Origin of the sequence: Prevotella micans F0438 (assembly GCF_000243035.1) — a bacterium.
Lineage (GTDB): Bacteria > Bacteroidota > Bacteroidia > Bacteroidales > Bacteroidaceae > Prevotella > Prevotella micans.
This window is the reverse complement of sequence record NZ_JH594522.1, coordinates 216091-242751: the sequence shown is the minus strand read 5'-3', so window position 1 is coordinate 242751 and position 26661 is coordinate 216091. Positions and strand designations below refer to the sequence as shown.

Here is a 26661-nt window from a genome sequence, read left to right as displayed (position 1 = left end):
TTTGGTATGTTCTAACATTCCTTTTTACATTATTTGGCTGTTCCGAAAGGATGTTATATCTTTGCCGCCGTGAGTGAATTAGCAATATCATACCAGAGCAATAACAGCATGCGAAGATTCTTGAAATTCTTTGCATCTTTTTTCGTCAATTACTTGGCCAATCCAAGTAATTTGCTAACACACACACACACACACACACACACACACACACACACACACACACACACCTAGCCTCACCTAACTTATTTTTACGCGCGCGTAGAAGTTACGCAAACATAAGGAAACACAAGGGATATAGTTATCTTTTGTGTTATGTTTTTTGTACCCCTTTCGGAACCGATATAAGAGAAAATAAGGAATTATTTTCTCGACAAAATCCGCACGATTTTCCTGCGGTAAATTACCCCGTATCCACAAGTAAAAGCTCCCACTCGATTATTAATCAAACAATAGATATAAGCATGGATTTTATCCTAAAAATTAAAGTATAGAATATGGAGAAAATAAGTAGACAACTATTCCTTGTTCCATTTGCTATGCTATGCCTTGCATTATTCTCGGCATGCAGTAGCAACGAACAAGTGATTCCTCAAAATCCGCAAGACGAAAATAGCACCATTGTGGATTTGGGTAATGTGAAGTTCGACATTAGCGAAATGCCATTCGGAGAAGACACCGAAGATAAAACTCGCACCGCCGAACAACCACTAATGGCCGACACCGTTGTGCTTAGCAAGAGTGTTGAGGCCGAAGTGACACTCGAGCGGGAGAGAACGCCCGTAACTCGAGGGGTAAAGCATGGACTCAGCGACGGAGCTTATCGGCTTGTAGTTTATCAGGCCAACGTTTTCAAAACACAGGTTGGCTTTACTGTTGCAGGAGGAAAAATTGCCTATCTCGAAAAACTCATCCTGAACGACGGTAACTACGACTTCTATTGTTGCAACGACAAGGTTGAGTTCAAGCAGGGAGAAAACAAGTTCAAGGTTGAATTCGACAACGCCGCTACGGCTCTTATCGGAAGTATCAAGAATGTACATGTAAGCGGAGTTAGGCAAACAATCAGTTTCCCGATGAAGCATGTGGGCACGCGCATCAAGACAAGGTTAACGGCCCTAATGCCTTTTCCCAACGAAGGTGTGCAGGCAAAGCTCGTATCTGTTCCCAACGGTGCATTGGGCGATATGATTTACGACATTCCTACCGGAGTATATTCTTCCTCGAAACTGCGTACACTCGATTTCCCTGCAAGCAACTACACGAAGGTGGCCGATGTGTACGACCCCTCATTAAAGGCAAACATCTATGCTATGGAAAGCAGCGAATATCGCTATGTGTTGCTAAACAACACCCTCACCAACCTTATGCTTCAGTTCACAAATACCGGACAGCTCTATCGTAAGGCAATGAATTCCTATGGTGCGCTGAGAATAAACAGCAGCACACAGTACATGCTTGCCGGACATTCCTATGTGTTGCGTGTGAAGTTGAAACCCACTTTCCGTTACCTCTTTCAAGACGGAACAGTAGGCTATCTGCGCGACAAGGGCAACCGTATGCCAGTAGCTCTCGTGCTCAATAATAATTTGGGCATTGCTCTTACCGATTCTCACGTAGGCAACGACTATGTGCCCTCTTACTCTTCAGGTGGAGTGCTGCAAGGAAACTGGTCGGTCACCGGGCAGCGGGATAACGACCGCTTATTTCAGCTCACTCAATGGAACGATGCCATCACAACAACAACCAGCGGTGCGCACTGGACATGGGCGGCGGGCGGAACCTATAATCACGCAAACGCGGCCCACAACGGCTCTAAGGGCGATAAGCGCGAAGTTTATCCTGCTTTCTACTGGGCCGACGCTTATCGCGAAGAGATGAAAAACAAATGCGTAAGCGAGGGTAAACTTTTCGACAGTAACCTCCTTACACAAAAAGGTCGGTGGTTCTTGCCAAGTGTGAATGAATGGATGTATCTGCTCAAAAACGTAGGCTTCAGCAATCCCAATTCTCTATTTGCCCCAGGAGGCGTAGCCACGGGACATCCTATCAGCGTGTGGTATAACATCCTAATAGTTAGACAGGCATTTATGGTTGCCGGCGGGGCTCCCCTTTGGGACGACACCGACCCGCAGGGACGATACTACTGGACAAGTACCGAAGGCTCATTAACCAACAAGGCCTACATCATCACTGTACGTCCCGACTGGAACTTCTTCCTCTCCGACCAAAAGAAGAATCTCACCGGATTCCCGATTACCTACACAAAAGCATTCAGGGTGCGTGCATTCGTTACATTCTCTAACACTGCCATACATCCCCACAGCGGTGGTTCAACCGAAGACGGATGGGCAGGCGACCCGGATCAGAATATAAGTGGAGACGATTTTGAAATCGATTTATAAACACATAAAGCCTGCCCTTAGACTATTTGCTGAAGGGCGGGCAAAAGAAATAGTTTCACCCATAATAAATACAACGATTATGACAAGAACAACCGTAACAAAACTGCTCCTTGCGATTTGCATTATAACAGGCGCCGCCATGTTTGCATCTTGCAGTAGCGAAAACGAACCGTTGAACCCCTCTGTTGAGCCCGAGAAGCCGAAAGATGGCAGCACGCTGGTAAAGACGGGCAACATTACGTTCAATATAAGTGAGCTGCCTTTTGGCGCCGATACCGAAGACGAAACTCGCGCCGCCCAGGAACCTGCTTTAACCGACACCGTAGAACTGTGCGAAGGCGTAGAGGCGGAAATAACCCTCGAGCGCGACCGCCTGCCGGCTACACGTGCGGTGAAGCATGGTATGAGCGACGGTAACTATCGCGTCTTCGCCTATCAGAACGGTGTGAATAAAGGAATGTTCAATTTCATCGTTTCGGGCGGCAACGTAACCTTTGCCGGCCATCTCACCCTGCCTCCCGGTGTCTACAGTTTCTACTGTTGTAACGAGCACGTAAGCTTCAGGGATAACAAGTTTATCGTTCCGCACTCCAACGTTGGCGGAGCCCTCATTGGTTTTGCCAAGAATATTTATGTAGGTGGCACCGATAACCAGCATGTTTCTTTTGCGATGACACATGTGGGTGGACGTATCCGTACGATGGTGTACGCACTACTACCTATGCCGGGCGATATGCAGTCGCAGCTCGGAATTGCTCCGTCGGCGCAGTCGCACGACATGACCTACAACCTTGCCACTGACCAGTATCAATATGCCAATGCATCTCCTACGCCCCTTCCATTCCCTCAACTCGGCTATACGCCTGCGGCAAGTGTGCACGATGCTTCGCTCAACATGAACCTTAGCGCCGCATTGTGCAACGATTACACCTATTTCGTTTCGAACACACCGCTTAAAGATATTGTTATCCGCTTCCTCAACGGTTCGCGACTCTACAATAAGCCCATGAACACCTTTGCAGCAAGGAAACTCTCTTCGGGAACAGGCATAATAGAGGTGAACAAGTCGTACATGCTTTACATCAAACTCGTACCCAACTTCAAGTATGTCTTCGAAGACGGCTACCGTCGTTACCTGCGCGATAAGGGCAACCATATCCCCGTAGCTCTGGCCTTTAGCGACCACCTCGGCATTGCCCTAAAAGATGCCCACCCCGTAGGCTATCCCAACGAGCTATGCCCAGCATCCAGAATACCTCTAGAGATAAGTCCTACTACAGCTATTTTAAGCTGGACGGCAACAATGGGATCGCGTAACGTAACCGAAACAGGGTATGCCCAGTCACCGTTCAGAAACAATAAACCCGAATTTCCTTTCAATTCATGGAGCGAAGCGCTTAGCAATGGTCGCAGCGGCAGGGATTGGACTTGGGATCCGAACTGCACCGGTGACTTAAAGTTCTCAGGATCGTCATCTACTACTTACCTGACTCCGGCAGAAAAAGTAAAAGGCAATGGACAGCAGGTTACTCCAACCTACTTTCAGATACTCTTCCCCGCCTTTTATTGGGCAGGGCAATATCCTTTGGTGAAACGGCAGGAAGCCCAGGCAGCCGGGCTTAGCGACCTTTCCGGCTTGGCGCAAGAGCTTTGGTTCCTGCCCAGCGCCAACGAATGGTATAAGTTCCTGCAGGCCATAGGTTCTTGCGGTCCTTTTGGCCAGGTCACTCCATCAACAGTAAAAAGACATGGCGTTGCAACCTACAATGCTGCCATTATTAATTATGCGCTCAAAAAAGCCGGCGGAACACCTCTTTGGAACAATGCCGGTGCAGGGTATTATTATTGGACAAGCTCGGAATTTGATGTCTTTCCTAATAATCCCTTGTGGAGTTTCGAAGCATTTACCATTACCCCCAATGCAGACAACCATGTATTTATCTATGCAGAAAATAAGCAGAGGAGAGAAGAGGATGTTTCGTTTATAGCCTCCAAACTGCGTGTGCGTGCATTCGTGTCATTTTAAATAAACCTGCTTAATTCCCAATATCAGAGAGTATGAATAAAGAAAACAATAAGTCTGTTAAGCAGCTTCTCTGCGAAAAGGGAACTTATGTTTCCCCTTGGAGCGAGGTAGTCGAAGTTGAAGAAGAAAATTTCTTCTGTACCTCCGTCCTTCCCGGTCAAGGTAGTTCCACCGAAGACGACTGGGATAACGATGAAGATATCGACGGCGACACCGATATGGATTTGTAGCATAATATTCTCCCGGCCGGTTGCACGTAGGTAGGGACAGACCCCGTGTCTGTCCGCCCTATTCGGCAGGTCGGGATGAATATATGGGCCGATAGATCCGAATATATCATGCGGTCGGTAGACCGAATTGGCATTGATTCGGACAGACACGGGGTCTGTCCCTACATGCGGGCGGAACGCCCGAGTTGGCATGGGGTAGGGCGCGACACCGATGAAATCCCTTTTCGCAAGGTGCAAAACGGTCGTGACGATGGTAATATCGGTTTTGTCGATATGCAAAACCATCCCTACATCAATAATACCCTTTCCTACGCTGTAGATTTCACCATGACCAAAGGTGCCGGTCGTTTCTACGCTGTAGATTCCAGCATGACCGAAAGTGATGGTCATTCCGACGTCGTAGAAATCGGGAGAACCGAGAGTGATGCTCATTCTGACGTCGTAGAAATCGGGAGAACCGAGAGTGATGCTCATTCTGACGTCGTAGAAAGCAGGGGAACCGAGAGTGATGCTCATTCTGACGCCGTAGAAATCGGGAGAACCGAGTGTGAGGCTCATTCTGACGCCGCAGAAAGCTGGGGAACCGAAAGTGATGCTCATTCCGACGCTGTAGAAATCGGGAGAACCGAGAGTGAGGCTCATTCTGACGCTGTAGAAATCGGGAGAACCGAGTGTGAGGCTCATTCTGACATCGCAGGAGGCATGGCGACAACCGGTTTGCCGACCTGGTAACGTCACTGAACCATGTTTCGTCCGATTTCCGTTACACTCACGCTCAAAGTCAGGTGCAGAAGTCAGCGGCCAAAAAGAGGAAGGATAACGGGGATGATAATTCCAAGAAACCCTCCGACCCGAAAAAGCCCGGCGACCCGAAGAAACCGGATGATGGCAAGAAACCCGGACGAGAGGAAGACCCGGGCGAAGCCAGATATAAGAAAGTGGGGGGATTTTCTACGCTAGGAAATCCCCCCGCTTCCCTCTAAGAGGACTCTTGTCTCTCTCTTCTTCCTCCCACTAAAGAACAAAAGAGAAAATCGTTTATATAATCATTAAGACCTGCATCCGTCGCGACGACGCGTGCAGGTCGACCGTTTATATTCGGGGGTGAACAAAAAACCGCCCCTCCGTGCTTGGATGCTCGGAGGGGCGGTTGTGTTATATGGGGGTGACGGGTTATTTCTCTTCGGGAACGAGGAACTTGTCGCCAGTTTCTTTTATGAGCGCTTTTCGGGTGTATTCTCCATAGCCGGGGCGACTGACTGGGGCGCCGATTCCGGCTTCGGTGCGGAGGAATTTACCGTCTTTCTCAGGCTTAACGGCCATATCGTTGTACTTCACGATGAGATAGATGGCCAGTTTGCGCCAGCGGTCAATCATCTGGTCGGAAAGGGTGATGGAGTAGGCGTTGAGGTATTCTACGGCTGCTGCGCGGTCTACGGCATAAAGCTCCTGCGCCCTGTCTTCTACGGCTTTCTGGTTGGCGTAGTAGGAGTTTTCGAGCGAGTCGCGTACTTGTTTGAGCGACGGGAACATCATGTTGTAGCGCGGATAAACCATGTTGCTTACCCAGTTACAAACCCAGAATGCGTTTTTGTCGGAGAAGGTAACGTCGTCGGCTCCTGGTGTGTTGAAGCATTCGGGCTGAACGGTGCTTCCGCAGTAGATTGGCACGTAGGCCACCATGTTTGCATCGTCGTTTCCGAACCATATTATTCCGCCGATAACGTCGGGTAGCCATGAGCGCATCTGGCAGATATAAGAGAATCCGGTTTGCTGTGTAGAGATTGGACGTTCGTTGAAATACTTCTTTCCGTCTACTTCGAATTCAAGTGGTGTTGGGCGATAAGGCATCGACCATATGCCTTGTCCCTGGTCCTGATCGAGGCTGAGGGGCGTTCCTTCGAAATGGTCGCGCATGCACTCGGCCATGATAGCGACGTCGAGCTTTTTGTTGGGCTCAATCCAAAGCGGCATGTCTTCGGCATTGGGGTCTTTTCCGAGCGCCCATGGGAGCCAGCGGCTCATGTCTTTGAAATGATTGAAGTAGCTCCACACGCGTGCTTCGCACCAGCGCCGGCCCGTGAAGGTTGGTTTGGCATAGGCCATCTTCCAGTTGAAGTCTTTGTCTTTTCCGGTGAACCATCCTTTTGAGCGTGCGTAGCTGATACAGTTTTTGGATTTGATGACTTCTGTTCCGTAGGTTGAGAACTGTCCGATTCGGCTTTGGTTTGCGTGTGCGGTTATCATTCCGTCGGGGATTTTGACAGCAACCCATACTACTTTCTGTTTATCGTCGCCTCCGCATCCTTGCATTTCGAGGAGCCACACTTCGTTTTTGTCGGCTATGGTAAATGTTTCTCCGCTTGAGCAGTAGCCGTAGGTTTCAACCAGCGATGTCATTACTTTGATTGCTTCGCGGGCCGTTTTGCTGCGTTGCAAACCGAGATACATTAGCGAGCCGTAGTCGATAGTTCCGTTTTTGTCTATCATCTCATCGCGTCCGCCGTAGGTTGTTTCGCCTATGCTCACCTGGAATTCGTTGATGTTTCCGATGACATTATAGGTTACGGGCGCTTCGGGAATGAATCCGTGACTTACGTGCGAATCGTAGTCTACGATTTCGCAGCGGTCGGCTTTCTGGTGTATTCCTCCAGGGTGGTGACGCAGTCCGGCAAACATTCCGTAGCTGTCGGCGTCGTAAGTAACGAGGATTGAACCGTCTTTCGTTGCTCCTTTCGTTGCAATGAGGTTAGTGCAGGCTTTTGCTCCGGATATTGCGGAGGCAAGAAGCATAATCATGAATAATTTCTTCATTTGATATTCTAAGTTTAAAGTTAAAGATTCAATATCTGACTTTGGCTTTGAACATGCTTCGGTTGTTGCAGTTGTCGGTTGCAATAACTGTTAGCGTTCGCCATGTGTTACGGGGTGTGATGGGGGTATTCTCGAGGTTGCATGCGATGATGGTTTTGTCTTTTCCCTGTTGGAAGAGTACGAATCGGCCGTCGATATAGGCTTCGTAGGCTTGCATTCCGCTTGCATCGTCAGTTATTTTTAGAAGGAGATTACGTGGGTCGAGGTGCAGTTTTGTAATGAGGGGCGGACGGGTGTCGTAGTAGGCATAGTAAATGTCGCCCAGTTCGCGAATCCTGGTTGTGAGCCAGCCTTGCTTGTATGTTCCTCCGCAGAACCATCCTGCGGCCCCGTATATTCCGGGGAATCCGGTGGCAGCGATGTAGAGTTTGCGTGTGTCGAGATTTGCAGCATTGACTCGGAGGCTTATTTTACCGTAGCCGAGCAGTGGAGAGCGGGTTGCGCTGAAGCTGTAGGCCGCAGACAGAGCGCCGTTTATCGTCATGCTGCGCGGATGCAGTAGAGTCTCGGTGGCTAGCTTCGAGCCTGGGATTTCGAGGCGAACATCTTGCAATTGTACCAGGTTGTTGTCCTTTTTCGGACTGATGAGCATCGCGCCTTTCAGCTTAGGGGCAGATGGAATAGGCGTTGGTTCGGCCCTAACGATTATTTCTTTTTCGGTTTGGTTACCGTATATGTCGCTCATTACATAACGAAGACGATAGTTGCGGCGTTGGTTGAAGTCGATTATACCTTGATTGGTTCCGGTTTTTATTATCGGCAGTCGGTTCCCAGGCTCGCGGAACGATTTTAGGAACCAAACTTTACTGTTGAGATAGTGTTGGAAGTCGCCCCACGAGTTAACCATTCGGTTGTCGGCTGGCGGAATACCGTTGGCGTCGCTTGCAAAGACTAGCTTGCCATCGCAATAAAGTTTCATGAATCGTACACCGAATGTGTTGCTGACATCGTCCATATAATCGTCGGCCCGCACGGCGAATCCCACCTTTCCCCAGGCTGTGAAGGTTTCGCGATTGAATGAGAATATTCTGGATTCGGCAGAGCGCTCGAAGATTCCTTTACTGGGTTGCGGATAGGTTTTGAAGGAGTGAATGATGGGCGGACGGTGGTCATCGATTGTTTTATTTAGGAAGATGAGCGGGTCAATCATCGTGCTCGTTGCTGTTTTGCGTATCTCCAAATGAAGATGCGGGCCTTGCGATGCACCCGTGTTTCCGCTGAGTCCTATGAGCTGACCTCTCTTTACTGGCAGTTCGCCGGGTTGGAAGCGAATATCGGCCGTAAATTTGTGATGTTTATATTGCCATCGCTGAACTGAAGCGGATATTTGTGGGGCATAGCGATTAAGATGAAGATAGTAGCTAGAATGTCCGTTGGGATGAGCCACGATGAGGGCCAATCCGTCGCCATGTAACTCCACGATGGCAGCCGAAACATATCCGTCGGCAATGGAATAAACGCCAAGATTTACGGTGTGATTTGTTTTGACATCTATTCCGCCATGGAAATGATTAGGGCGAGGCTCACCGAAATTTCCGGCCAACTTTACCGGAATGTGAACGGGCGAACTGAAAGATAGTGCGCTGAGAAAAAGACTTAAAATGAATTGCATTCGTTCTGGATTTTGGTGTGTGTCATCTTAATGGAATCCTGCCTTGATAGGCTCTGAGGATTCCCTTTTCGTCGTTTTTCACTTCGATAGTTCCCGGCATCCATTCGGTCATTGGCAATTCATGCTCCAAGCGATAGTATGTTTTCACTACGCCCGACTCGAGTTCTATAACACCCGGTTCGAATATCCTTGCTCCGGCAATCACTATGTTGGCACTGATTCTTCTCATTATTCTATTCTGGGGGGATGTTACGTTCGCGCATGGCCTCTTGCGGAGTTCTTGTTTCCTCGGTTTTTTGCGGTTCAGGAGGTTCGGGGGCCGGAATAGCCACGGGTTCTCCGCCGATTGTCCGAATGGGGTCTTTCTTGTTAATGGAATCGGTTGCAGCCTCCGGTTTGCCTGGATGCACATGCATTCTGATGAGGCGGATGTCGGTTAGTATTAGCATCTTGAAAGTGGAAACCGGTTGTTCGTCAGGAAGCATAAGGAAATATCCGCGTACTGATTTTATGGCAAGCGAATCGTCGTTGAACATCATAATCGATTGTCGCGAGTCGTTGTTTATCCGCAGCATTTGTGTTGCAATACTGTCGTTTCGGTAGGTTATTGCGAGCATAACCACCGCATCTCGCATTCCTTCTTGAACGATGAACTGCGAATTGAAACTCATCATTAGGCGGTCGCCTTTATGGAAGGCCGTGTCTACTTTTATCGTGAACGAATATTTGTTTGCCGGTGCGTAGGGCGACAGCATCATAGTTCGTAGTCCGTTCCACACGTCGGCCGTGTCGCCTTTCGACGTTATTGAGCTGTATTGGGCTAGTTCGCTCTCCGAAGCTCCCATAGATTTGGCCTCATTTCCGAGCCGTTCGGAAATGCGTTCGTAAATCTTGCGCAATCGTTCGGTATGCCGGACGTAATATTCCAACGAAGCATTGAATTGTGACTCCGTAACCTCATGTTTTTTCAGTGCCGCCAGTTTATAGGCTTCGGTCTTAGTCGGGTCGGCACCTTTCTGCGCGGCCATCGCCAAAGCTATATGATAGTCGTATAGAATATCTTCCATCTTTCCCTCTTGAATGTATTCAGAAGGCACGGCGGGTTTGCACGATGCCAACAGGCCAAGAAGGAAAACGATGAGGATCTTGACGATGTAGTTTCGTCTGATTTTATGTGTGTGTGAGGGAGTAACCGATGGTAACCGGATCCCATTCTGGGACGATGCATTCAATGTGGTTGAATGCCAAATCACGCGACTAATTGACGCATTCACAATCATTGATGTTATTCGAGGGAATCGTTTTGAACGGGTTTTTCTTTCTTGAATACGTCGCCGTTCAAATCGTTTCTATAAAAAATGAACATAAGAGACAATCCTACGGTTATGCATGAGTCGGCGAAGTTGAATACTGGTGAGAAAAACGTAAATCGCTCGCCTCCCCACACGGGGAACCAGCTGGGAAATGTTCCGCTGAATATCGGAAAATAGAACATATCCACCACTCTTCCCATGAGAATCGAGGCATAGCCGTTGCCCCACGAAACAAGTTCGGCCGGCGGAGCGCCCATATAATACGGTTGCGATTCGGTGAAGATTTCGCCATAAAAAAGCGAGTCGAATATGTTTCCGGCTGCCCCGGCACATATCATAGACATCACTACAACGAAGCCGGTTTTTGCGCCGCTGCGAATCTTTTTTGCGATATACCAAACGAGGAAGCCTACGGCCAGAATTCGGAAGAGACTCAGAGCGAGCTTGCTTCCTAATTCCATTCCCCATGCCATGCCGTTGTTTTCGATAAACTCAATATGAAACCAATCGAAAATCCGGATGGATTCGCCAAGGCTCATATTGAGTTTTACGATAACCTTGATTGTTTGGTCGATTACGAGCAGCGCAACAACGACTAAACAAGCAATGATGGCTTTCTTTTTATTGTTCATTCGGGGCAGGGTTTTGCGGGGTCAATGATTTTTGTTAGCCTCTTTTGAAGCCACGCTTAAGGTTGCATGAGGAACGATTCTGAGGCGTTCTTTCGGAATGAGTTCGCCCGTTATACGGTCTATGCCGTATGTTTTGTTGTCGATACGCAACAATGCAGCTTGCAGAGCCTGAATAAACTTTTGCTGCCGCTGGGCCATCTGCACAAGTTCTTCTTTCGATTGGTTTGTACTGCCTTCCTCCAAAGCTTTGTAGGTTGGCGATGTGTCGTCGATGTCGTTAGTGTTTTTATTCATCAACACTTTCATCGTTTCATCATAATCCGACTTGGCAATCTTTAGCCTGTCGTTTATTATACCGCGGAACTCTTCGAGCTCCTCATCGTTATAGCGCTTTTTTATTTCCATAAAATATGATTTAATAGATTATTCAATTATGACTAAGCTTTTTCAACTTTAATGTTTATTTTGAACGTATCGAAGTCAGCTTCAATGCCTGTGTTCTCAGCAACAACAAGCTCGTTAGCTAGGACTTGTGTCTTGATGAAGTCGCCGAACGATTCGATAGCCTTTTCGATTTCTTCGTTTTTGCCCACTGTGACAATGATGCGGTCGGTTATTTCGAAGCCACTTTCTTTTCTGATGTTCTGTAGGCGATTAATCAGTTCGCGAGCCATTCCTTCACGACGAAGTTCATCGGTTAATTCAACTTCTAGAGCTACGGTTAGATTCCCCTCATTGCTAACCAGCCAGCCGGGTATATCTTCAGATATTATTTCAACTTCTGAAGCTTCGACGTTTATTGATTGTCCGCCGAGTTCTAAGCTGAATTTACCGGATGTTTCGAACTGTAAAATCTCTTCTTGTGAGAGGGCGTTTATTTTGGCGGCAACTTCTTTCATCAGTTTACCGTATTTCTTGCCCATCACGCGGAAGTTGCACTTTACTTTCTTTACTAACATTCCTTGTCCTTCAACGAAATTGAGCGTCTTGACATTTACCTCATGACAAATGAGGTCAGCAACAGCAGATATGTGTCTCTTTTGCTCGGTGTCGACGGCAGGAATCATTATCTGCGACAATGGCTGACGAACTTTGATATTAACTTTCCGACGGAGTGCTAATACCATAGATGTTATTTTCTGCGCCATATCCATGCGAGTTTCCAGGTCTTTGTCTATTACGGCAGTATTTACAATGGGCCATCTGTCCAGATGAACGCTTTCTAGCTTGCCGCCCAGGTCGCGATAGAGGCGATCAGAATAGAAAGGAGCAAACGGAGCTATGAGTTTGGCTACAGTCATCAAGCATATATATAATGTGTTGTAAGCACTTTTTTTATCAGTGCTCATTTCCTTGCCCCAGAAGCGTTTCCTGTTCAAACGAACATACCAGTTGCTGAGATCGTAGTTCACAAAACCGTCAATCAACCTACCAGCGCGTGTCGGATCGAAATCGTCTAACTCTTTAGTGACAGCGTTCACTAAGCTGTTCAACTTCGAGATTATCCAGCGGTCTATTTCGGGCGCATCGATATCTAATTGTATAGTTTCGGTTGGTTCATAACCATCGACATTGGCATAAAGAGCAAAGAAACTGTATGTGTTGTAGAGTGTGCCGAAGAACTTTCTTCTACATTCGTCCACGCTATTGGCGTCGAATTTCAGATTGTCCCACGGCTCGCTATTGGTCATCATGTAGAAACGAACAGGGTCGGCACCATATTTATGAAGCATTTCGAACGGGTCGACAACATTGCCGACATGCTTGCTCATTTTATTGCCCTTTGCATCAAGAACAAGACCTGTTGATATTACGTTCTTAAAGGCGACCGAATCGAATATCATCACAGCCAGGGCATGTAGTGTGAAGAACCAACCGCGTGTTTGGTCAACTCCCTCATTTATGAAATCGGCCGGATAGAATGCCGGTGGGATGGGTGTACCTTCGTATATTGAATGAATGAGTTCGTTACGGTATTCGGCTTCATTCTTTCCGGTTATAGCCAGAGCCTTGGCATTCAATTCACCTTCGAAAGGATAGTGTAGCTGTGCATAGGGCATTGAACCACTGTCGAACCAAACGTCTATTAGGTCGTCCTCACGACGCATTGGTTTGCCTTCGTCGTTCACGAGCACAATTTCGTCGACATACGGGCGGTGAAGGTCTATCTTATCGTAGTTAGCTTGACTATAATCGCCAACAATGAAACCACGTTCTTTCAGAGGATTCGATTTCATCACGCCAGCTTCCACGGCTTTGTCGATTTCTTTATAGAGTTCTTCAACCGAACCGATACACTTCTCGTTGCGGTTTTCGTCGCGCCAGATGGGTAGTGGAGTTCCCCAGAAGCGTGACCGACTGAGATTCCAATCGTTCAGGTTCTCTAGCCAGTTGCCGAAGCGTCCAGTACCGGTAGATTCTGGTTGCCAACGAATTGTTTTGTTCAGTTCAACCATGCGCTCTTTCTTAGCTGTGTCTTTGATGAACCAGCTGTCGAGCGGATAGTAGAGTATCGGTTTATCTGTGCGCCAGCAATGCGGATAGTTGTGTACATGCTTCTGAATCATGAAAGCCGTTCCCTCTTGTTTCATTTCCATACAGAGAACAATATTCAAATCTTCAGCTTTGTCAGATGCTTTTTTATCCCAAACGCCGCCCGGATTGAACTGTGGGTCGTAGGCGTTCTTAACATAGTCGCCTGCATGATGGCCATAGGCTTCCACATCAACGCATTTGTCTACGAAGTTGTGGTCGAGCTCGTCTATCAAATAATATTTTCCCTGCAAATCAACCATCGGACGGGTTTCGCCTTTCTTCGAAATGAGATATAGCGCCGGCACATTAGCGTCGCGACAAACCTTAGCATCGTCAGCTCCAAAAGTTGGGGCGGTGTGAACTATTCCGGTTCCATCGTCGGTTGTCACATAGTCGCCTAATATAACTCGGAAGGCTTCATCGGCCATTTCAACAAACCGGTCGCGACCGGTTTCACACATGAATACCTTTTCAGGATGATCAGCGGCATATTTGTTTACGAATTCGGGAGCGACATCGCCTACTTTCTCAACCGGTTTAATCCATGGCATCAGTTGTGCATAGTGCATGCCCTCAAGATCGATACCTTTTATACGGCCAACTATTCTATAAGGTATTAACTTATTGCCACGTTCAAAGTTTGGTAATTCGCCTTTGTCGGTTATCTCTCCTTCAGCGGAAAGATATGCGGCTACACGACTTTCGGCCATAATCAGTGTTATTTTTTTTGCGTCGTAGGGATTATAAGTTTCAACTATTACATAGTCTATCTTCGGCCCTACACACAATGCTGTATTCGACGGCAGAGTCCACGGCGTGGTTGTCCATGCAACAAAGTGTGGGGCGCCCCAATTGCCAACCGAAATACCCGTTCGCTTGAGCAGGTCTTTCCAGTCGTCATCCCGTACGGCAAACTGCGCCGTCACGGTTGTGTCCTTAACGTCACGATAGCATCCGGGAAGATTTAGCTCGTGACTCGACAATCCGGTTCCGGCCGCGGGCGAATAAGGCTGAATTGTGTAACCTTTATAAAGCAGTCCTTTGTTGTGAAGCTGTTTGAGAAGCCACCATAGGGTTTCGATGTATTTGTTGTCGTATGTAATATATGGATTGTCGAGATCTACGAAATATCCCATTTCCTCCGTGAGTTGACGCCACTGTGCAGTGAATTTCATTACATTCTCGCGACACCGGAGATTATACTCTTCGGTCGAGATATACTTCGGTGATTCGTGATTGTCGATGTCTTTCTTGGTTATTCCGAGTTCTTTCTCAACGCCTAGTTCAACGGGAAGCCCGTGTGTATCCCATCCGGCTTTGCGATGCACCTGGAAGCCTTGCATGGTTTTATATCGGTTGAAGGCATCTTTAATCGAGCGAGCCAGAACATGATGTATGCCCGGATGACCGTTAGCTGACGGGGGGCCCTCGAAGAAGATGAATTGAGGCATTCCTTCACGTTCGTCCACGCTTTTGCGGAATATATCGTTCTGTTGCCATTCCGACAATATTTCTTTATTGGTTTCAACCAAATTCAATCCGTTGTATTCGGCGAATTTCTTAGCCATAAGCTTATTCATTTTCGTTTAATGTCGTGCAAAGATATGGAAAAGGTTCGGATAACCGAGGCCCGCTCGAAGTCATCACATTCCATTGTTCTAAATCAAGAAGATACGCTGCCTTTAGCCGAAACAATTTGATTCATATTCATTGGCCTCCGTGAAATACTTAGTAACACATTCAATAATAGAATTGCGCCGGCTGGCAGTTGCCGATTGCTTGCCAATGGCAGGATGTCGACAACTTCATGTGGCAGAAAGTCTATGACGACTGGCTGGTGGCCATCCGCAACCTGTCACATGATTTTTACATCATGATTCCCTCGAGCCGTACATGCTAGATTGCTCTGAAATGCTGGATGGTGACATTCCAAGACTTTTTTCTTGATGGGCATACCATCTGTTGGTTCAATATAGATGCAACTCTAGTTGGCACAATATGGAATGACATAATTTTATGAATCAATTTGAGTTTTTGGAAGAAAAAATAAGTGTGTTTGTTACTTTTATTATATGCTCTAGTATAATTTTTATATATAATTTGAACTAAATGGAAAGAGGATATGCCAATTTCGGTATATCCTCTTTTCATGCAATATGTTTGAATATTAATTGTATGTGTGATTTGTCATCGCCCACCAAATCTACCTCCTGGCGGAGGGCCACCGAACCGTTTATTTCCTCCAGGAGGTGGGCCACCTGGAGGTGGTCCGCCTGGTCCATCGCCTCCAGGACCGAAGTCGTTATTGTCGTCGCCCTTCCGCAATGTGCTTCGACCGCCGAAAATGTTGAGATTGAAGGTTGCTTTGAGCATTGCATAGCTGTTTATGCTATTATACTCTGTATCGGTACGGCTCAAGGAGTTTATCACTCGAGAAAGATTACTCTGCTGACGTAGGATATCATAGAATTGGAGTGAAATCGTAAGCGCATTACCTCGCAACATGCTTTGTGATAGCTGTGCGTTCCACAAAAGCTCGTTTGAGTTGAGAGATGCATCGTTGTAGCCTCTTCTACTTTGTCTATGAATATCGGTTGAAAGACTCATTCCCCATGGAAGACTAAGCGAGATAGTTGTTCCATACGAGAACTGCCATGTATTTAGGTTACCCGAAGGCTGGAGATTATTGCGCGTATTGGTATAATTCAGTGAGCCATCGAGTTCTATATCAAACCATCCACTGCGATAGCTGCTCGACAGCCGTTCGCCGATATTTAATGACTTGGTTATATTTTTCGACACTGCGCTTGACATATTTTGCTGAAGCAATCCGGCATATCGATTAAAGTCTGCGATTGTGAATGTATTTATGTTCCATACTCCAGCCGAGTCTACACTTGTGTTGAACATAAAAGCAGCATTTGCATCCCAGTTTCCATTTACGTTTACCGGTCGAACAGTCCGAGCGCCAGATGATGTTTCATACGTAACGCTGTTGCCGATAGCATTTTTTGTGGTGGAGAAGTGCGCAAAGGTCATCAACGACTGTGAATGACTCTGTCTGAATGTGTTGTAGAAGAGTCTAAAGCGATTTGTAAAGGCGGGTTTAAGTCCGGGATTACCCACCGATATGTTTTGAGGGTCGGTATTATCTGTGATATCGAGCAATTGGCTCATTGAAGGCTGGGTTACGATGCCGCGATAGTTTATTCGCAGTTTGCTTTGTGTGTTGAATTTGTAGCGGAAATCCAACGTTGGGCTCCAGTTCACAACTCTCCTCGTGGTATCGATGTGAACGCCAAGATAATCCTGTGTGTAATCTGATTTAAGTGGCTGAACCATCACTCCGGTATTAAGATTCCATTTGTCGCGAACCATTCGCAGTGTTAGCTGCATGTCGTGAGCATATGTTCTATATTCCGAGTATCTGCTAAGTCCTTTATCTAGATAATCTTCGAGTCGACGAGGCAAAAGGGTTAGATACGACGGCCACGAACGGTATTCGGGCGTTACGCTGTTAAAGAAACCGGTACCTAGATTTGAGAAGTCGTATGTATTTCGATCGCTTTTTGAGAAGTCGTACTTATACTGATAGCTAAATTGAAGATAAGTTTTCTTGGCGACAGGTTCGCTGTAGGTTCCTTGAATGGCATATCCGATGTTTTTAATGGGCATAAGATTGTATCGATATGCTTGATAAGTTGAATCTAGCCCTTGTGCATTCTTCAGAAGATAGTATTCTATGTCCTGCGTTGAGAAGGTTTGTGAGTCCGAATCGCCGTAGTTACCATCGAAGCGTAGCGTTATATTCCGTCCATTCCTGCCTATCTTACGGTTGATTTGCAACATGGTTCCGAGTATCTTGTTGTCACCAAAGGTTATGGTGTTATTACGTTGATTGTTTACCACCAACCCTAAAGTTTTGATTTGCGCAATGGATGAGGTTCCCAGCGGATCTGTTACATGCTCATAAGGATCTGATGTGAATGCTGCCGACGAGCTTCGATTGATTCCATCGCTCTTGCTTAACTGTAATCGTGGACGAAACATGATATTCCATGCCGAATCTGGTGACCATTCTAACCTGAATCTACCATCCCAACTGTCTGTTCGAGTGTATTCTTGCATGAGTTTATTAGAGAAAGAGCCATTTTGAGCTACAAAATTCTCTGACGACACTCGTGCATTAAGGTCGCTGTTAGAATGATTCCACCGTAAACTGCCATCCCACTGCAAGGTTGAGCCATTATCGTAGTTGATATTCAATCCAACCATCTTCGTTGCATTCAGTCCATCACGTCGTCCACCGAACGGACCGCCTCCGCGAGGGCCGCCACCGCCGAATCCCATATCATTTACGTTATTTGCCGAACCGAACAGCATTGATTTTATCTTATCATTAAAGTATCCGCCCATCGCTCGCTCCGAATATCGTCCCTTGGAACCTATGCTTAAGTCGATGTTTGTGAGTATGCCACGATTCATTCCTTTCTTTACACCGAAATCCAGAACCGTTGTCTCCTCTCCATCATCTATTCCGGTTACTCGCGCAAGGTCACTCTGCTGATCGTATGACTTTACCTTATCAACGATTGAGGTGGGAAGGTTCTTAAGCGCAGTCTTCGTATCGCCGGTCATGAATTCCTTCCCGTCGATTAGTATTTTCTTTACCTCTTTACCATTAATTTTTATAGTTCCATCCGAGCTAACTTCTGCGCCAGGAAGTAGTTTTACCAGCGCCTCTACCGTTGAGCCTTCTGGAACTCGATAGGCCGATACATTATATTGAAATGTGTCTTCCTTCAGAACCACTTTCGATGCACTACCTGTAACAGTGACTTCTTTCAGGAGGTGCGAATCAGTTTTAAATACTAGTTGACCTAGGTTTACGTCCTGATTATCGACAATCCTAACATTCCTAGAAATGTTTTTATAACCTATGAATGATGCCTGAACAATATATTCGCCTGCCTCTGGTGCCTGCAAACTGAATTTGCCATTATCATCCGATGTCGTTCCTGTGGCGTAAGTGCTATCCTTTCTTAGTAATTGAACTACGGCATACTGAACTTTTTCATTCGATTGACCATCTAGAAGCTCGCCGGTAATTGTTTTATTTTGTCCAAATACCTGAACAATTGACAGAATAAAGAAAATTATTAACCAAATTTTCTTTTTCATAAGTAATTACCATTTACTAACCATATTGACCAATCGTGTTGCCGACTTTTTATACTTCTTTGGATATATCGCAACAAGCACTAAAGCATGGTCAACATTTTCGCCAACGGTTATTTTACGTTTTAGATAGAAAATCCTACCATCTGATACGTATCCAGACCATATTTGCTTTGACGGCGAATGATAAGTTATGCTTTGAATATTCACAAAGGGTGCTATCTCTACATTGGGCTTTGGGAAACAATCATCCATGGTAGCCCACGCACCATAAAATCTGTAGCAAATCATAACATCGTTCCACGAATACGTGTCATACGTCCCTAAACCATCATCGCCGTATTTCTCCTCAAACTTCATGAACTTTGGAACCATAAATCCAGATGATGTCCGTACCGTAGTCGACTTATCAAGCTGTTCTGCTAACTCATCGCTTGATGTCCTGACAGGCTCCTTTACCTCTGTGTCAATATCGGCAACTTTAGTTTCAATAACTCTGTTGTCTGTTTGAATCATAGCTTTAACAGAGTCTTTAATCTCTTTTGGCTGTTTGGTTTCTTGCTTGCATCCCGATACTAACGAAACTGCAAGTGCAAGTACAAGAATAGAATGTTGTTTCATTTAAATATAACTGTTACTTATTTACCTAACATATTGATTGCTTGCAAATATACTAATTAAATCTGAGACTAACAGTACTAAACCTATTAATTAATACATTTAATTCACTATACATACTTTTTAGTTCTTCGTACAGTCTGTTAGTATTGCTAATCGATATGAAATCTATAACCAGGCAAAATGCTTGAAGAAAGTTTTATTTGTCATTACCGATTGATTGACCATTCTAACCGATGGATACACCTATGTTTGTTATTCAATTTTATTGAGTGAACAATAAACTCATGTATATTTTTAACTTAAGCAAACTGTTATGATGAAAAATTACCCGTGTTTGTTATCCCGCAATATGTTTAAATACTAAATACAGGTGCGTTTAGCCTTATGCAGTATGTGCAATGTTAAAACGCAGGTGTGTTTTTGATTCAATCAATATGTTGAATATTAAAACGCAGGTGTGTTTTCTATTTAAGAAATATGTGTAAGTTGAAACTTAGATAAGGTTGGCATTTCTGCAGTCTGCATGAATAGAAAACACACCTGCGTTTTCCATTTCAGCAGTATGTTTGAATAGAATTTCACCTGCATCCGCTATTTCCGCATCATGCATAAGTATAAAACACACCTGTGTTTCCTGTTTATGCAGTGTGTTTGACTGTAAAACATACCTGCGTCAGGCATTTCTGCAATATGTCCGATTATCAAAATGACCTATAGATAGAAGTCGGCAGTTAGATTTGCATACCATTCCGAACGTTCGCCGCTATCTGTAAGTAGTGTCTGACTTTCATATTTGATGAAAGTTGGAATCAATCGGAACTCCAGAAGATAGCGGAAAGGTGATTTTCCAATCTTCGACCTTAATGCAAGACTGCGCGAGAGTGAGAAACCTTGCAAAATAGCCTCTTGCTCAACGGCGTTCTTAGTTTCGGTAGGCAATATGACTGAAAAGTAACCGTTTGGTTTTAAAAAATGCCTTGCTCTTTCAATCAGCTCACTAAATTCTAGTGTGTCAGCATGCCTAGCTATGTTTCTCTTATGGTTTTCGCTTCTCATTGAGTTCATAAAGAATGGTGGATTGCTAACAATGGCGTCGTAAGTCTTTGAGCTTTCAAATTCCTGAAAGGATGAAGCGTAGACATCAATCCTGCTGCCAAATGGAGAACCATCTGCGTTTTCGCGAGCTTGCTCTGCAGAGTCTTGATCGATGTCGATAGCGTCGACGTGAGCTCCCGGATATCTTTGGGCCATCATCATAGCAATCACTCCCGTTCCCGTACCCACATCGAGTATCTGCTCACCGCCTTCCGCCCATGCCCCAAGCAGAACGCCATCCGTTCCTACTTTCATTGCGCATCGATTTTGCTCGATGGTGAATAGCTTGAAAGCAAATGCCATTAAATGTTGAGTTTCCTAAGGATTATTTTGTTCAGAGCCTGAAACTTTCGGCTCTGGCGAGTGATGTCACGCCTAATGAGGTCGATGTTGAAGAACAATTCGGAGAAAGCATTTTGTACGGCGTTGGGTTGACGTTGTTCTTTATCGCCGTGTGCGTTCACGATGATGTTTATTCCTTTCGGGACAAGGGAAATGTCAACGTCGGCGTCAGTCATTATAGGGTCGCCATCATAGTGAATTACGCCGGGTTCAGAGCGATGAATGTGAATGTGGCGAGCTTTGAAAGTTTTTATTTTGAGATTCTTGTCGAGAGTCTTGTTGAACAGTTCGATGGCAACCTGCGGGGCTTCTAGCACATCGAACGGTTCCATTATTATAATGTCCAGCAATCCGTCGCTCATCGATGCTTGCGGTGCTATGTAGGCGTTATTTCCGTATTGCGATGCGTTTGCAATCGAGATTAGAAATGCTTTGTATTTATAGGTTCCGTCATCAGCCTCGATTTCATATGTCTGCGGTTCATACTTCAATCCTTCTTCCAAAACCTTTTGCACGTAGGTTATCGGACCGCGTTTTCCGGCTTCAGCAAACTTCATTGAAATGAAGGCATCGAATCCCATTCCACAGGTGCAAAAAAAAGGAATATTATTGATTGTTCCGTAGTCGAGGCGATGCACTTTGTATTCGTTGATGATGTCGATACTTTTCTTGATGTTTATCGGCAGAACCAAATGACGTGCTAATCCGTTGCCTGATCCACACGGAATAATTCCCAACGCTGTATCGGTGTTCACTAGTGCTCGTCCAACTTCATTTACGGTCCCGTCGCCTCCTACAGCTACAACCACTTCGGCTCCTTCGTCCACAGCTTTTTTGGCGAGTTCTGTGGCATGACCGGGATATTCGGTTGGCGCAACACAGAAATCGAACTTGTTTTTATCGAGTCGTTTCTCGATTAAACCTGGGATTCCCACCTTGCTCACCGTACCCGAAATAGGATTCATGATAAAAACGATGTTCTTCTTCATACCTTAATTATCAATCTATTGAAAATTCAGAAACAAAAATACTAACTAAATTCCACCTCTCGCACAGCCCCTTTATAACAATGATCCAGAGAGGCTAATTTCAAAAGACTCCACATCGTTTTCTAACCAAAATATATATCTTTGCAGCCTAAATATAAGGGCATAAGCTCTAAACACCTTTATAATTTATAATGGGACAATTACAAGACAAATACAAGAACTACCGTGATCCGCAGAAATATATTCAAGCAGGAGTTTATCCGTATTTCCGCGAAATAACAAGCAAGCAAGGAACAGAAGTGACAGATATAGACGGACATAAGATTCTTATGTTCGGTTCGAATGCTTATACAGGACTCACAAACGACGAGCGGGTTATAGCAGCAGCACAGAGAGCTCTGGAAAAATATGGTACGGGATGCGCAGGAAGCAGATTCCTCAACGGAACACTCGACTTACATGTTCAGCTTGAAAAAGAATTGGCAGAATTCGAAAATAAGGATGAGGTACTTTGCTTCTCTACCGGATTTGCCGTAAATGCTGGAGTGATTGCTATGGTTGTTGGACGTGGAGATTATATCATTTGTGACGATCGTGACCATGCCAGTATAGTAGACGGACGTAGGCTAAGTTTTGCAACTCAGTTACATTACAAGCACAACGATATGCAAGACCTCGAAAGAGTATTGCAGAAATTGCCTCAAGAAGCTATCAAACTCATCATTGTGGATGGAGTGTTTTCGATGGAGGGTGATTTGGCAAAGCTGCCCGAAATCATAGAACTCAAGAAAAAATATAATTGCTCCGTGATGGTTGACGAAGCTCACGGATTAGGAGTGTTCGGTAGACAAGGACGCGGAGTGTGCGATCACTTTGGAGTGACTGACGACGTTGACCTTATCATGGGGACATTCTCGAAGAGCATGGCTTCTATAGGCGGATTCATAGCCGGTGATAGTGATACTATAAACTTCCTTCGTCACACATGTCGTACTTATATCTTCTCGGCTAGTAACACACCATCGGCCACAGCTGCAGCTCTTGAAGCGTTGCATATAATTCAGGCTGAACCTGAACGACAGGAACGTCTATGGACTGTTACAAACTATGCTTTGAAGCGCTTTCGCGAAGAAAGATTTGAGATTGGTGAAACTGAAAGTCCGATTATTCCGCTCTATGTACGCGACATTGATAAAACTTTTCTCGTAACTAAGATGGCTTATGAGGCTGGCGTTTTTATCAACCCAGTGATTCCGCCTGCTTGTGCTCCTCAAGACACTTTGGTTCGTTTCGCCCTTATGGCTACCCACACTGAAGAGCAAGTTGAGCGTGGAGTTCAAGCCTTAAAGAAAATTTTCAAAGAGCAAGGAGTGATAAAATAAAGAATTGTTTGTATTCTTTTATTCCCCAAGGCTGTTCGATTTTCGGGCAGTCTTTTTTATAGTTTGTTTCTGAATGGATGAGATAATAAAAAAGATATCCCCTTCCTGCTACAATAAAGCTAGGAAAGGGAATCCTTGATATATTTAAAAAAACTTGAAGATTATCCGAGTCGTTTGAGTTTAACTGTGAAGTGACGCATCAGGGGTGCTTCCCATTCAATGGCGACACCTCTTGTAATTTGTTCGCGACGGTCGTACACATTCTTAAGCGCAGCGGCAATCACATCCATATGATTATCGGTATAGACACGACGTGGAATAGCTAAACGAAGCAGGTCGAGACCGTTGAAACGGTTCTCTTTTGTTTCGGGGTCGCGGTCGGCCAACATAAATCCAACCTCAACGCCTCGTATTCCAGCTTCAAGATAAAGTTCGCAAGTAAGCGTTTGGGCCGGGAACTCTTCTTTAGGAACGTGGGTTAGAACCTTGTCGGCGTCAACGAAAATGGCGTGTCCGCCGGCTGGCCGCTGATAAGGAATACCATATTCATCAAGCTTTTCGGCAAGATATTTTACCTGGTGTATACGTGTTTCGAGCATGTCGAATTCCGTATTTTCGTTGAGTCCCTGAGCAAGTGCGTTCAGGTCACGACCGCTCATTCCTCCGTAAGTCACATAGCCTTCGATTGGAATACAGAACAGCTTTGCGCCTTCGAACCAATCCTCTCTGTTTGTTGCGATGAATCCGCCCATGTTCACAATGCCGTCTTTCTTGGCTGACATGGTTGCTGCATCAACATCGGCATACATTTCACGAACAATTTCTTTTATGCTCTTATTGGCATAACCTTCTTCTCTAACCTTTATGAAGTAGGCATTCTCGGCGAAGCGAGCTGAGTCCATAATCACCGGCACGTTGTATTTGTGACAGAGTGTACATGTTTCTTTGATATTCTTCATGCTTACAGGCTGACCTCCGACGGTATTATTTGTCACGGTGAGAACCATGAAAGGTACGTTGTTGGGATTTTCCTTGAGTACTTTTTCGAGTTTTTCGAGTGATACGTTTCCTTTGAATGGAACTTCTTTCTGTGTGTCCTTGGCGTCGTCGGTTGTTACGTCTATAGCATGTGCTTTGCGACTTTCAATGTGTCCTTTGGTTGTATCGAAATGCGCATTGCCTGGAATCACATTGCCTGCTTTTACAAGATAGGAGAAAAGAACATTCTCGGCAGCGCGTCCTTGGTGAGTAGGGATGATGTATTTCAGACCTAAAATTTTCTGGACAGTGGCTTCGAACTTATAAAAAGAAGTTGCGCCTGCATAGCTTTCATCGCCCAACATCAGTTCGGCCCACTGGCGATCCGACATAGCACCAGTTCCACTGTCGGTGAGCAAGTCGATGTAAACCTGTTCGGCTTTTAGTTGAAAAACGTTGTAATGAGCTTCTTTCAGCCATTGCTCTCTTTGCTCTCGAGTACTTTTTTTAATAGGCTCGATCATCTTGATTTTCCAAGATTCTGCGAATGGTATTTTCATAAGAATCGATGTGTTTGAAAATGTTTATTGATTAAAGAAAAATGTTTGTTTCGGCTGCGTTTCACCTGTGTTTATCTAGGTTGCATGTGCAAATGTACTAAAGAAAATTAGATTAGCTTGTTCGCTATATTTCTATAATTGAAAAATGCCCGACGCTTCTCAGCGATGGGCATTCAAGCATTAAATAGGTATTAGTTTCTTAAGGTAAGAAAGATTGTATTCAGGATAACTGTTGCAAAGATATATGATTTGAAAAATCCTTACAAACTTTTTGTTCATTTATCTGGTCTGAACCCTAATTAGAAAGGAACGGTAAGGTCGGGTGAAGGTTCTGGCAGGGGGCCGTCTAGTGGTGAACCATGGGGTGATTCGGGAGTAGATAAGTTCATACGGCTGCCCATGATTTCACCGCCTATTTCGTCGGTTGGGAATGGGGCTGAAACGTCTTCAGGATTGGCGAAACGGGTATATTCTCCGCGGAAATTGAGGAGAACTTCGCCTGTTGCACCTTTTCGGTGTTTTGCGATTATGATTTGTGCCATACCGTGAAGGTCGTTGCCTTTTTCGTCCTGGTAGATGTGGTAGTATTCGGGGCGATGAACGAAGAGCACCATATCGGCATCCTGTTCGATGGCTCCTGATTCGCGGAGGTCGCTCAGTTGTGGACGTTTACCTTCTATTCCTTCGCGTTGTTCTACGGTTCGATTGAGCTGTGAGAGGGCTATTACTGGGATGTCGAGTTCTTTGGCCAGACCTTTGAGTGAGCGACTGATGGTTGATACCTCTTCCTGACGGTTGCTGAAGCGTGTTCCATTGGCATTCATGAGTTGTAGATAGTCAATCATGAGCACTTTTATGTCGTGTTCACGTACTAGTCGGCGGGCTTTAGTTCTCAGTTCGAAGATTGAAAGGCCTGGTGTATCGTCAACGAAGACGGGGGCGCCGTCGAGTTTGCGAATATTGGTGTCGAATCGTTCCCATTCGTCGGGTGAAAGTTGTCCGCTAAGTATTTTGTTTCCGGGCACGGAGCATACGTTTGATATTAGTCGGTTCACGAGTTGGACATTGTTCATTTCAAGTGAAAACAGAGCTATTGGTCTGCGAAAATCCACGGCGATGTTTTTTGCTAAACTGAGGGCGAACGATGTTTTGCCCATCGCAGGACGTCCGGCAATGATGATGAGGTCTGATGGCTGCCATCCAGCGGTTATCTCGTCGAGTTTATGGAATCCGCTCGGTACGCCGGTGAGTCCGCCTTTGTTATTAGCTGCTTGCAGAAGCAGTTGATGGGCTTTGGCTACGATGGGGTCGATTTGCGTATAGTCTTGCACCATATTTTTTTGCGAAAGCTCAAACAGATTACCTTCGGCTTTCTGCATTAGTTCGTCGACATCGACTGTTTCGTCGAATGCATCGGTTTCAATCATCGATGCGAACTGAATGAGTTGCCTGGCAAGAAACTTTTGTGCCAGAATATGGGCGTGATATTCGATGTGGGCCGACGATGCAACGTGTGAACTGAGTTCGACGATGTAGGCTGGCCCGCCAACATCTTCGAGTGCGCCGTTGTGTCGGAGTTCTTCGGTTACGGTTACAATGTCTACGGGTTTTTCGTGTAGGTTTAGGCCCTGAATGGCGTCGTAGATTTTTTGATGCCGGTTCTCGTAGAATGTTTCAGGGCGGATGATTTCAGACACCACTGTGAAGGCATCTTTATCGATCATGAGTGCGCCGAGCACTACTCTTTCAATCTCGGGTGCTTGGGGTTGGAGGTGTCCGTATGAGGTGTCGATTGGTGCCTGTTGGCGGCGTCGTGTGGGCTTATTGTTAGATTTTGTTTCTGACATAGTGGTGGCAAAAGTAGAAAATAATTCCGAGCTCTCCGACCGGGT

General features: G+C 45.7%; 17 protein-coding genes and 1 pseudogene. 4 read left to right on the top strand and 14 right to left on the bottom strand.

Annotated features, from left to right (window positions below):
- Positions 1–494 precede the first annotated feature (494 nt).
- Together HMPREF9140_RS05545 and HMPREF9140_RS05540 are read left to right on the top strand one after the other, a co-directional pair.
- A complete protein-coding gene (locus tag HMPREF9140_RS05545; RefSeq protein ID WP_006952441.1) occupies positions 495–2402 on the top strand; it encodes a hypothetical protein in 1908 nt (635 codons plus the stop codon).
- A gap of 79 nt (positions 2403–2481) precedes the next feature.
- Positions 2482–4428, top strand: a complete 1947-nt coding sequence (locus HMPREF9140_RS05540) for a hypothetical protein (RefSeq protein WP_006952440.1) — start codon at positions 2482–2484, stop codon at positions 4426–4428.
- A gap of 23 nt (positions 4429–4451) precedes the next feature.
- Here HMPREF9140_RS05540 and HMPREF9140_RS10525 read toward each other — a convergent pair whose 3' ends face one another.
- Positions 4452–5342, bottom strand: a complete 891-nt coding sequence (locus HMPREF9140_RS10525) for a hypothetical protein (protein WP_006952439.1) — start codon at positions 5340–5342, stop codon at positions 4452–4454.
- 35 nt (positions 5343–5377) lie between these two features.
- Between HMPREF9140_RS10525 and HMPREF9140_RS05520 the strand changes: the two are divergent.
- Positions 5378–5641: pseudogene (locus HMPREF9140_RS05520) on the top strand (hypothetical protein); the annotation flags it as partial.
- A gap of 190 nt (positions 5642–5831) precedes the next feature.
- Here HMPREF9140_RS05520 and HMPREF9140_RS05515 read toward each other — a convergent pair.
- The 11 genes from HMPREF9140_RS05515 to HMPREF9140_RS05465 form a co-directional block, all read right to left on the bottom strand.
- Positions 5832–7472, bottom strand: coding sequence for a dipeptidase (locus HMPREF9140_RS05515; protein ID WP_006952438.1), 1641 nt, complete (start codon positions 7470–7472; stop codon positions 5832–5834).
- Between the two features lie 28 nt (positions 7473–7500).
- Positions 7501–9144 (bottom strand): M23 family metallopeptidase, encoded by a 1644-nt coding sequence (locus tag HMPREF9140_RS05510; RefSeq protein ID WP_006952437.1) that lies wholly within the window; start codon positions 9142–9144, stop codon positions 7501–7503.
- Between the two features lie 22 nt (positions 9145–9166).
- A complete protein-coding gene (locus HMPREF9140_RS05505; RefSeq protein ID WP_006952436.1) occupies positions 9167–9373 on the bottom strand; it encodes a hypothetical protein in 207 nt (68 codons plus the stop codon).
- A gap of 4 nt (positions 9374–9377) precedes the next feature.
- A complete protein-coding gene (locus tag HMPREF9140_RS05500; protein ID WP_006952435.1) occupies positions 9378–10424 on the bottom strand; it encodes a DUF4296 domain-containing protein in 1047 nt (348 codons plus the stop codon).
- A 5-nt stretch (positions 10425–10429) separates the two neighbouring features.
- Positions 10430–11089, bottom strand: coding sequence for a lipoprotein signal peptidase (locus HMPREF9140_RS05495; protein WP_006952434.1), 660 nt, complete (start codon positions 11087–11089; stop codon positions 10430–10432).
- Between the two features lie 21 nt (positions 11090–11110).
- Positions 11111–11494 (bottom strand): TraR/DksA family transcriptional regulator, encoded by a 384-nt coding sequence (locus HMPREF9140_RS05490; RefSeq protein ID WP_006952433.1) that lies wholly within the window; start codon positions 11492–11494, stop codon positions 11111–11113.
- A gap of 32 nt (positions 11495–11526) precedes the next feature.
- Positions 11527–15192 carry an isoleucine--tRNA ligase gene (gene ileS / locus HMPREF9140_RS05485; protein WP_006952432.1) on the bottom strand — a complete coding sequence of 1222 codons (3666 nt, stop codon included), beginning with the start codon at positions 15190–15192 and terminating at the stop codon, positions 11527–11529.
- 619 nt (positions 15193–15811) lie between these two features.
- Positions 15812–18805 (bottom strand): TonB-dependent receptor, encoded by a 2994-nt coding sequence (locus HMPREF9140_RS05480; protein WP_006952430.1) that lies wholly within the window; start codon positions 18803–18805, stop codon positions 15812–15814.
- 6 nt (positions 18806–18811) lie between these two features.
- A complete protein-coding gene (locus HMPREF9140_RS05475) occupies positions 18812–19423 on the bottom strand; it encodes a hypothetical protein (protein ID WP_006952429.1) in 612 nt (203 codons plus the stop codon).
- A gap of 711 nt (positions 19424–20134) precedes the next feature.
- Positions 20135–20821: a tRNA1(Val) (adenine(37)-N6)-methyltransferase gene (locus tag HMPREF9140_RS05470; RefSeq protein ID WP_006952428.1), complete on the bottom strand. Its 687-nt coding sequence runs from the start codon at positions 20819–20821 to the stop codon at positions 20135–20137.
- Entirely contained in the window at positions 20821–21849 is a 1029-nt protein-coding gene (locus HMPREF9140_RS05465; RefSeq protein WP_006952427.1) for a diacylglycerol/lipid kinase family protein, read from the bottom strand. Before HMPREF9140_RS05465 ends, HMPREF9140_RS05470 begins: the two co-directional genes overlap by 1 nt.
- Before the next feature lie 191 nt (positions 21850–22040).
- Between HMPREF9140_RS05465 and spt the strand changes: the two genes are divergently transcribed.
- Entirely contained in the window at positions 22041–23231 is a 1191-nt protein-coding gene (gene spt / locus HMPREF9140_RS05460) for a serine palmitoyltransferase (protein WP_006952426.1), read from the top strand.
- A gap of 161 nt (positions 23232–23392) precedes the next feature.
- Here spt and HMPREF9140_RS05455 read toward each other — a convergent pair whose 3' ends face one another.
- Positions 23393–24769: a tryptophanase gene (locus tag HMPREF9140_RS05455; RefSeq protein WP_006952425.1), complete on the bottom strand. Its 1377-nt coding sequence runs from the start codon at positions 24767–24769 to the stop codon at positions 23393–23395.
- A gap of 299 nt (positions 24770–25068) precedes the next feature.
- Entirely contained in the window at positions 25069–26616 is a 1548-nt protein-coding gene (dnaB, locus tag HMPREF9140_RS05450) for a replicative DNA helicase (protein WP_006952424.1), read from the bottom strand.
- Positions 26617–26661 lie beyond the last annotated feature (45 nt).

Excerpts from the sequence above, each read along its gene's own strand:
- HMPREF9140_RS05515 (WP_006952438.1), bottom strand. The coding sequence starts at position 7,472 with ATGAAGAAATTATTCATGATTATGCTTCTTGCCTCCGCAATATCCGGA.
- HMPREF9140_RS05545 (WP_006952441.1), top strand. The coding sequence starts at position 495 with ATGGAGAAAATAAGTAGACAACTATTCCTTGTTCCATTTGCTATGCTA.
- HMPREF9140_RS05475 (WP_006952429.1), bottom strand. The coding sequence starts at position 19,423 with ATGAAACAACATTCTATTCTTGTACTTGCACTTGCAGTTTCGTTAGTA.
- HMPREF9140_RS05455 (WP_006952425.1), bottom strand. The coding sequence starts at position 24,769 with ATGAAAATACCATTCGCAGAATCTTGGAAAATCAAGATGATCGAGCCT.
- ileS (WP_006952432.1), bottom strand. The coding sequence starts at position 15,192 with ATGGCTAAGAAATTCGCCGAATACAACGGATTGAATTTGGTTGAAACC.
- HMPREF9140_RS05505 (WP_006952436.1), bottom strand. The coding sequence starts at position 9,373 with ATGAGAAGAATCAGTGCCAACATAGTGATTGCCGGAGCAAGGATATTC.
- HMPREF9140_RS05500 (WP_006952435.1), bottom strand. The coding sequence starts at position 10,424 with ATGATTGTGAATGCGTCAATTAGTCGCGTGATTTGGCATTCAACCACA.
- dnaB (WP_006952424.1), bottom strand. The coding sequence starts at position 26,616 with ATGTCAGAAACAAAATCTAACAATAAGCCCACACGACGCCGCCAACAG.
- HMPREF9140_RS05540 (WP_006952440.1), top strand. The coding sequence starts at position 2,482 with ATGACAAGAACAACCGTAACAAAACTGCTCCTTGCGATTTGCATTATA.
- HMPREF9140_RS05465 (WP_006952427.1), bottom strand. The coding sequence starts at position 21,849 with ATGAAGAAGAACATCGTTTTTATCATGAATCCTATTTCGGGTACGGTG.
- HMPREF9140_RS05480 (WP_006952430.1), bottom strand. The coding sequence starts at position 18,805 with ATGAAAAAGAAAATTTGGTTAATAATTTTCTTTATTCTGTCAATTGTT.
- HMPREF9140_RS05510 (WP_006952437.1), bottom strand. The coding sequence starts at position 9,144 with ATGCAATTCATTTTAAGTCTTTTTCTCAGCGCACTATCTTTCAGTTCG.
- spt (WP_006952426.1), top strand. The coding sequence starts at position 22,041 with ATGGGACAATTACAAGACAAATACAAGAACTACCGTGATCCGCAGAAA.
- HMPREF9140_RS05470 (WP_006952428.1), bottom strand. The coding sequence starts at position 20,821 with ATGGCATTTGCTTTCAAGCTATTCACCATCGAGCAAAATCGATGCGCA.
- HMPREF9140_RS05490 (WP_006952433.1), bottom strand. The coding sequence starts at position 11,494 with ATGGAAATAAAAAAGCGCTATAACGATGAGGAGCTCGAAGAGTTCCGC.
- HMPREF9140_RS10525 (WP_006952439.1), bottom strand. The coding sequence starts at position 5,342 with ATGAGCCTCACACTCGGTTCTCCCGATTTCTACAGCGTCAGAATGAGC.
- HMPREF9140_RS05495 (WP_006952434.1), bottom strand. The coding sequence starts at position 11,089 with ATGAACAATAAAAAGAAAGCCATCATTGCTTGTTTAGTCGTTGTTGCG.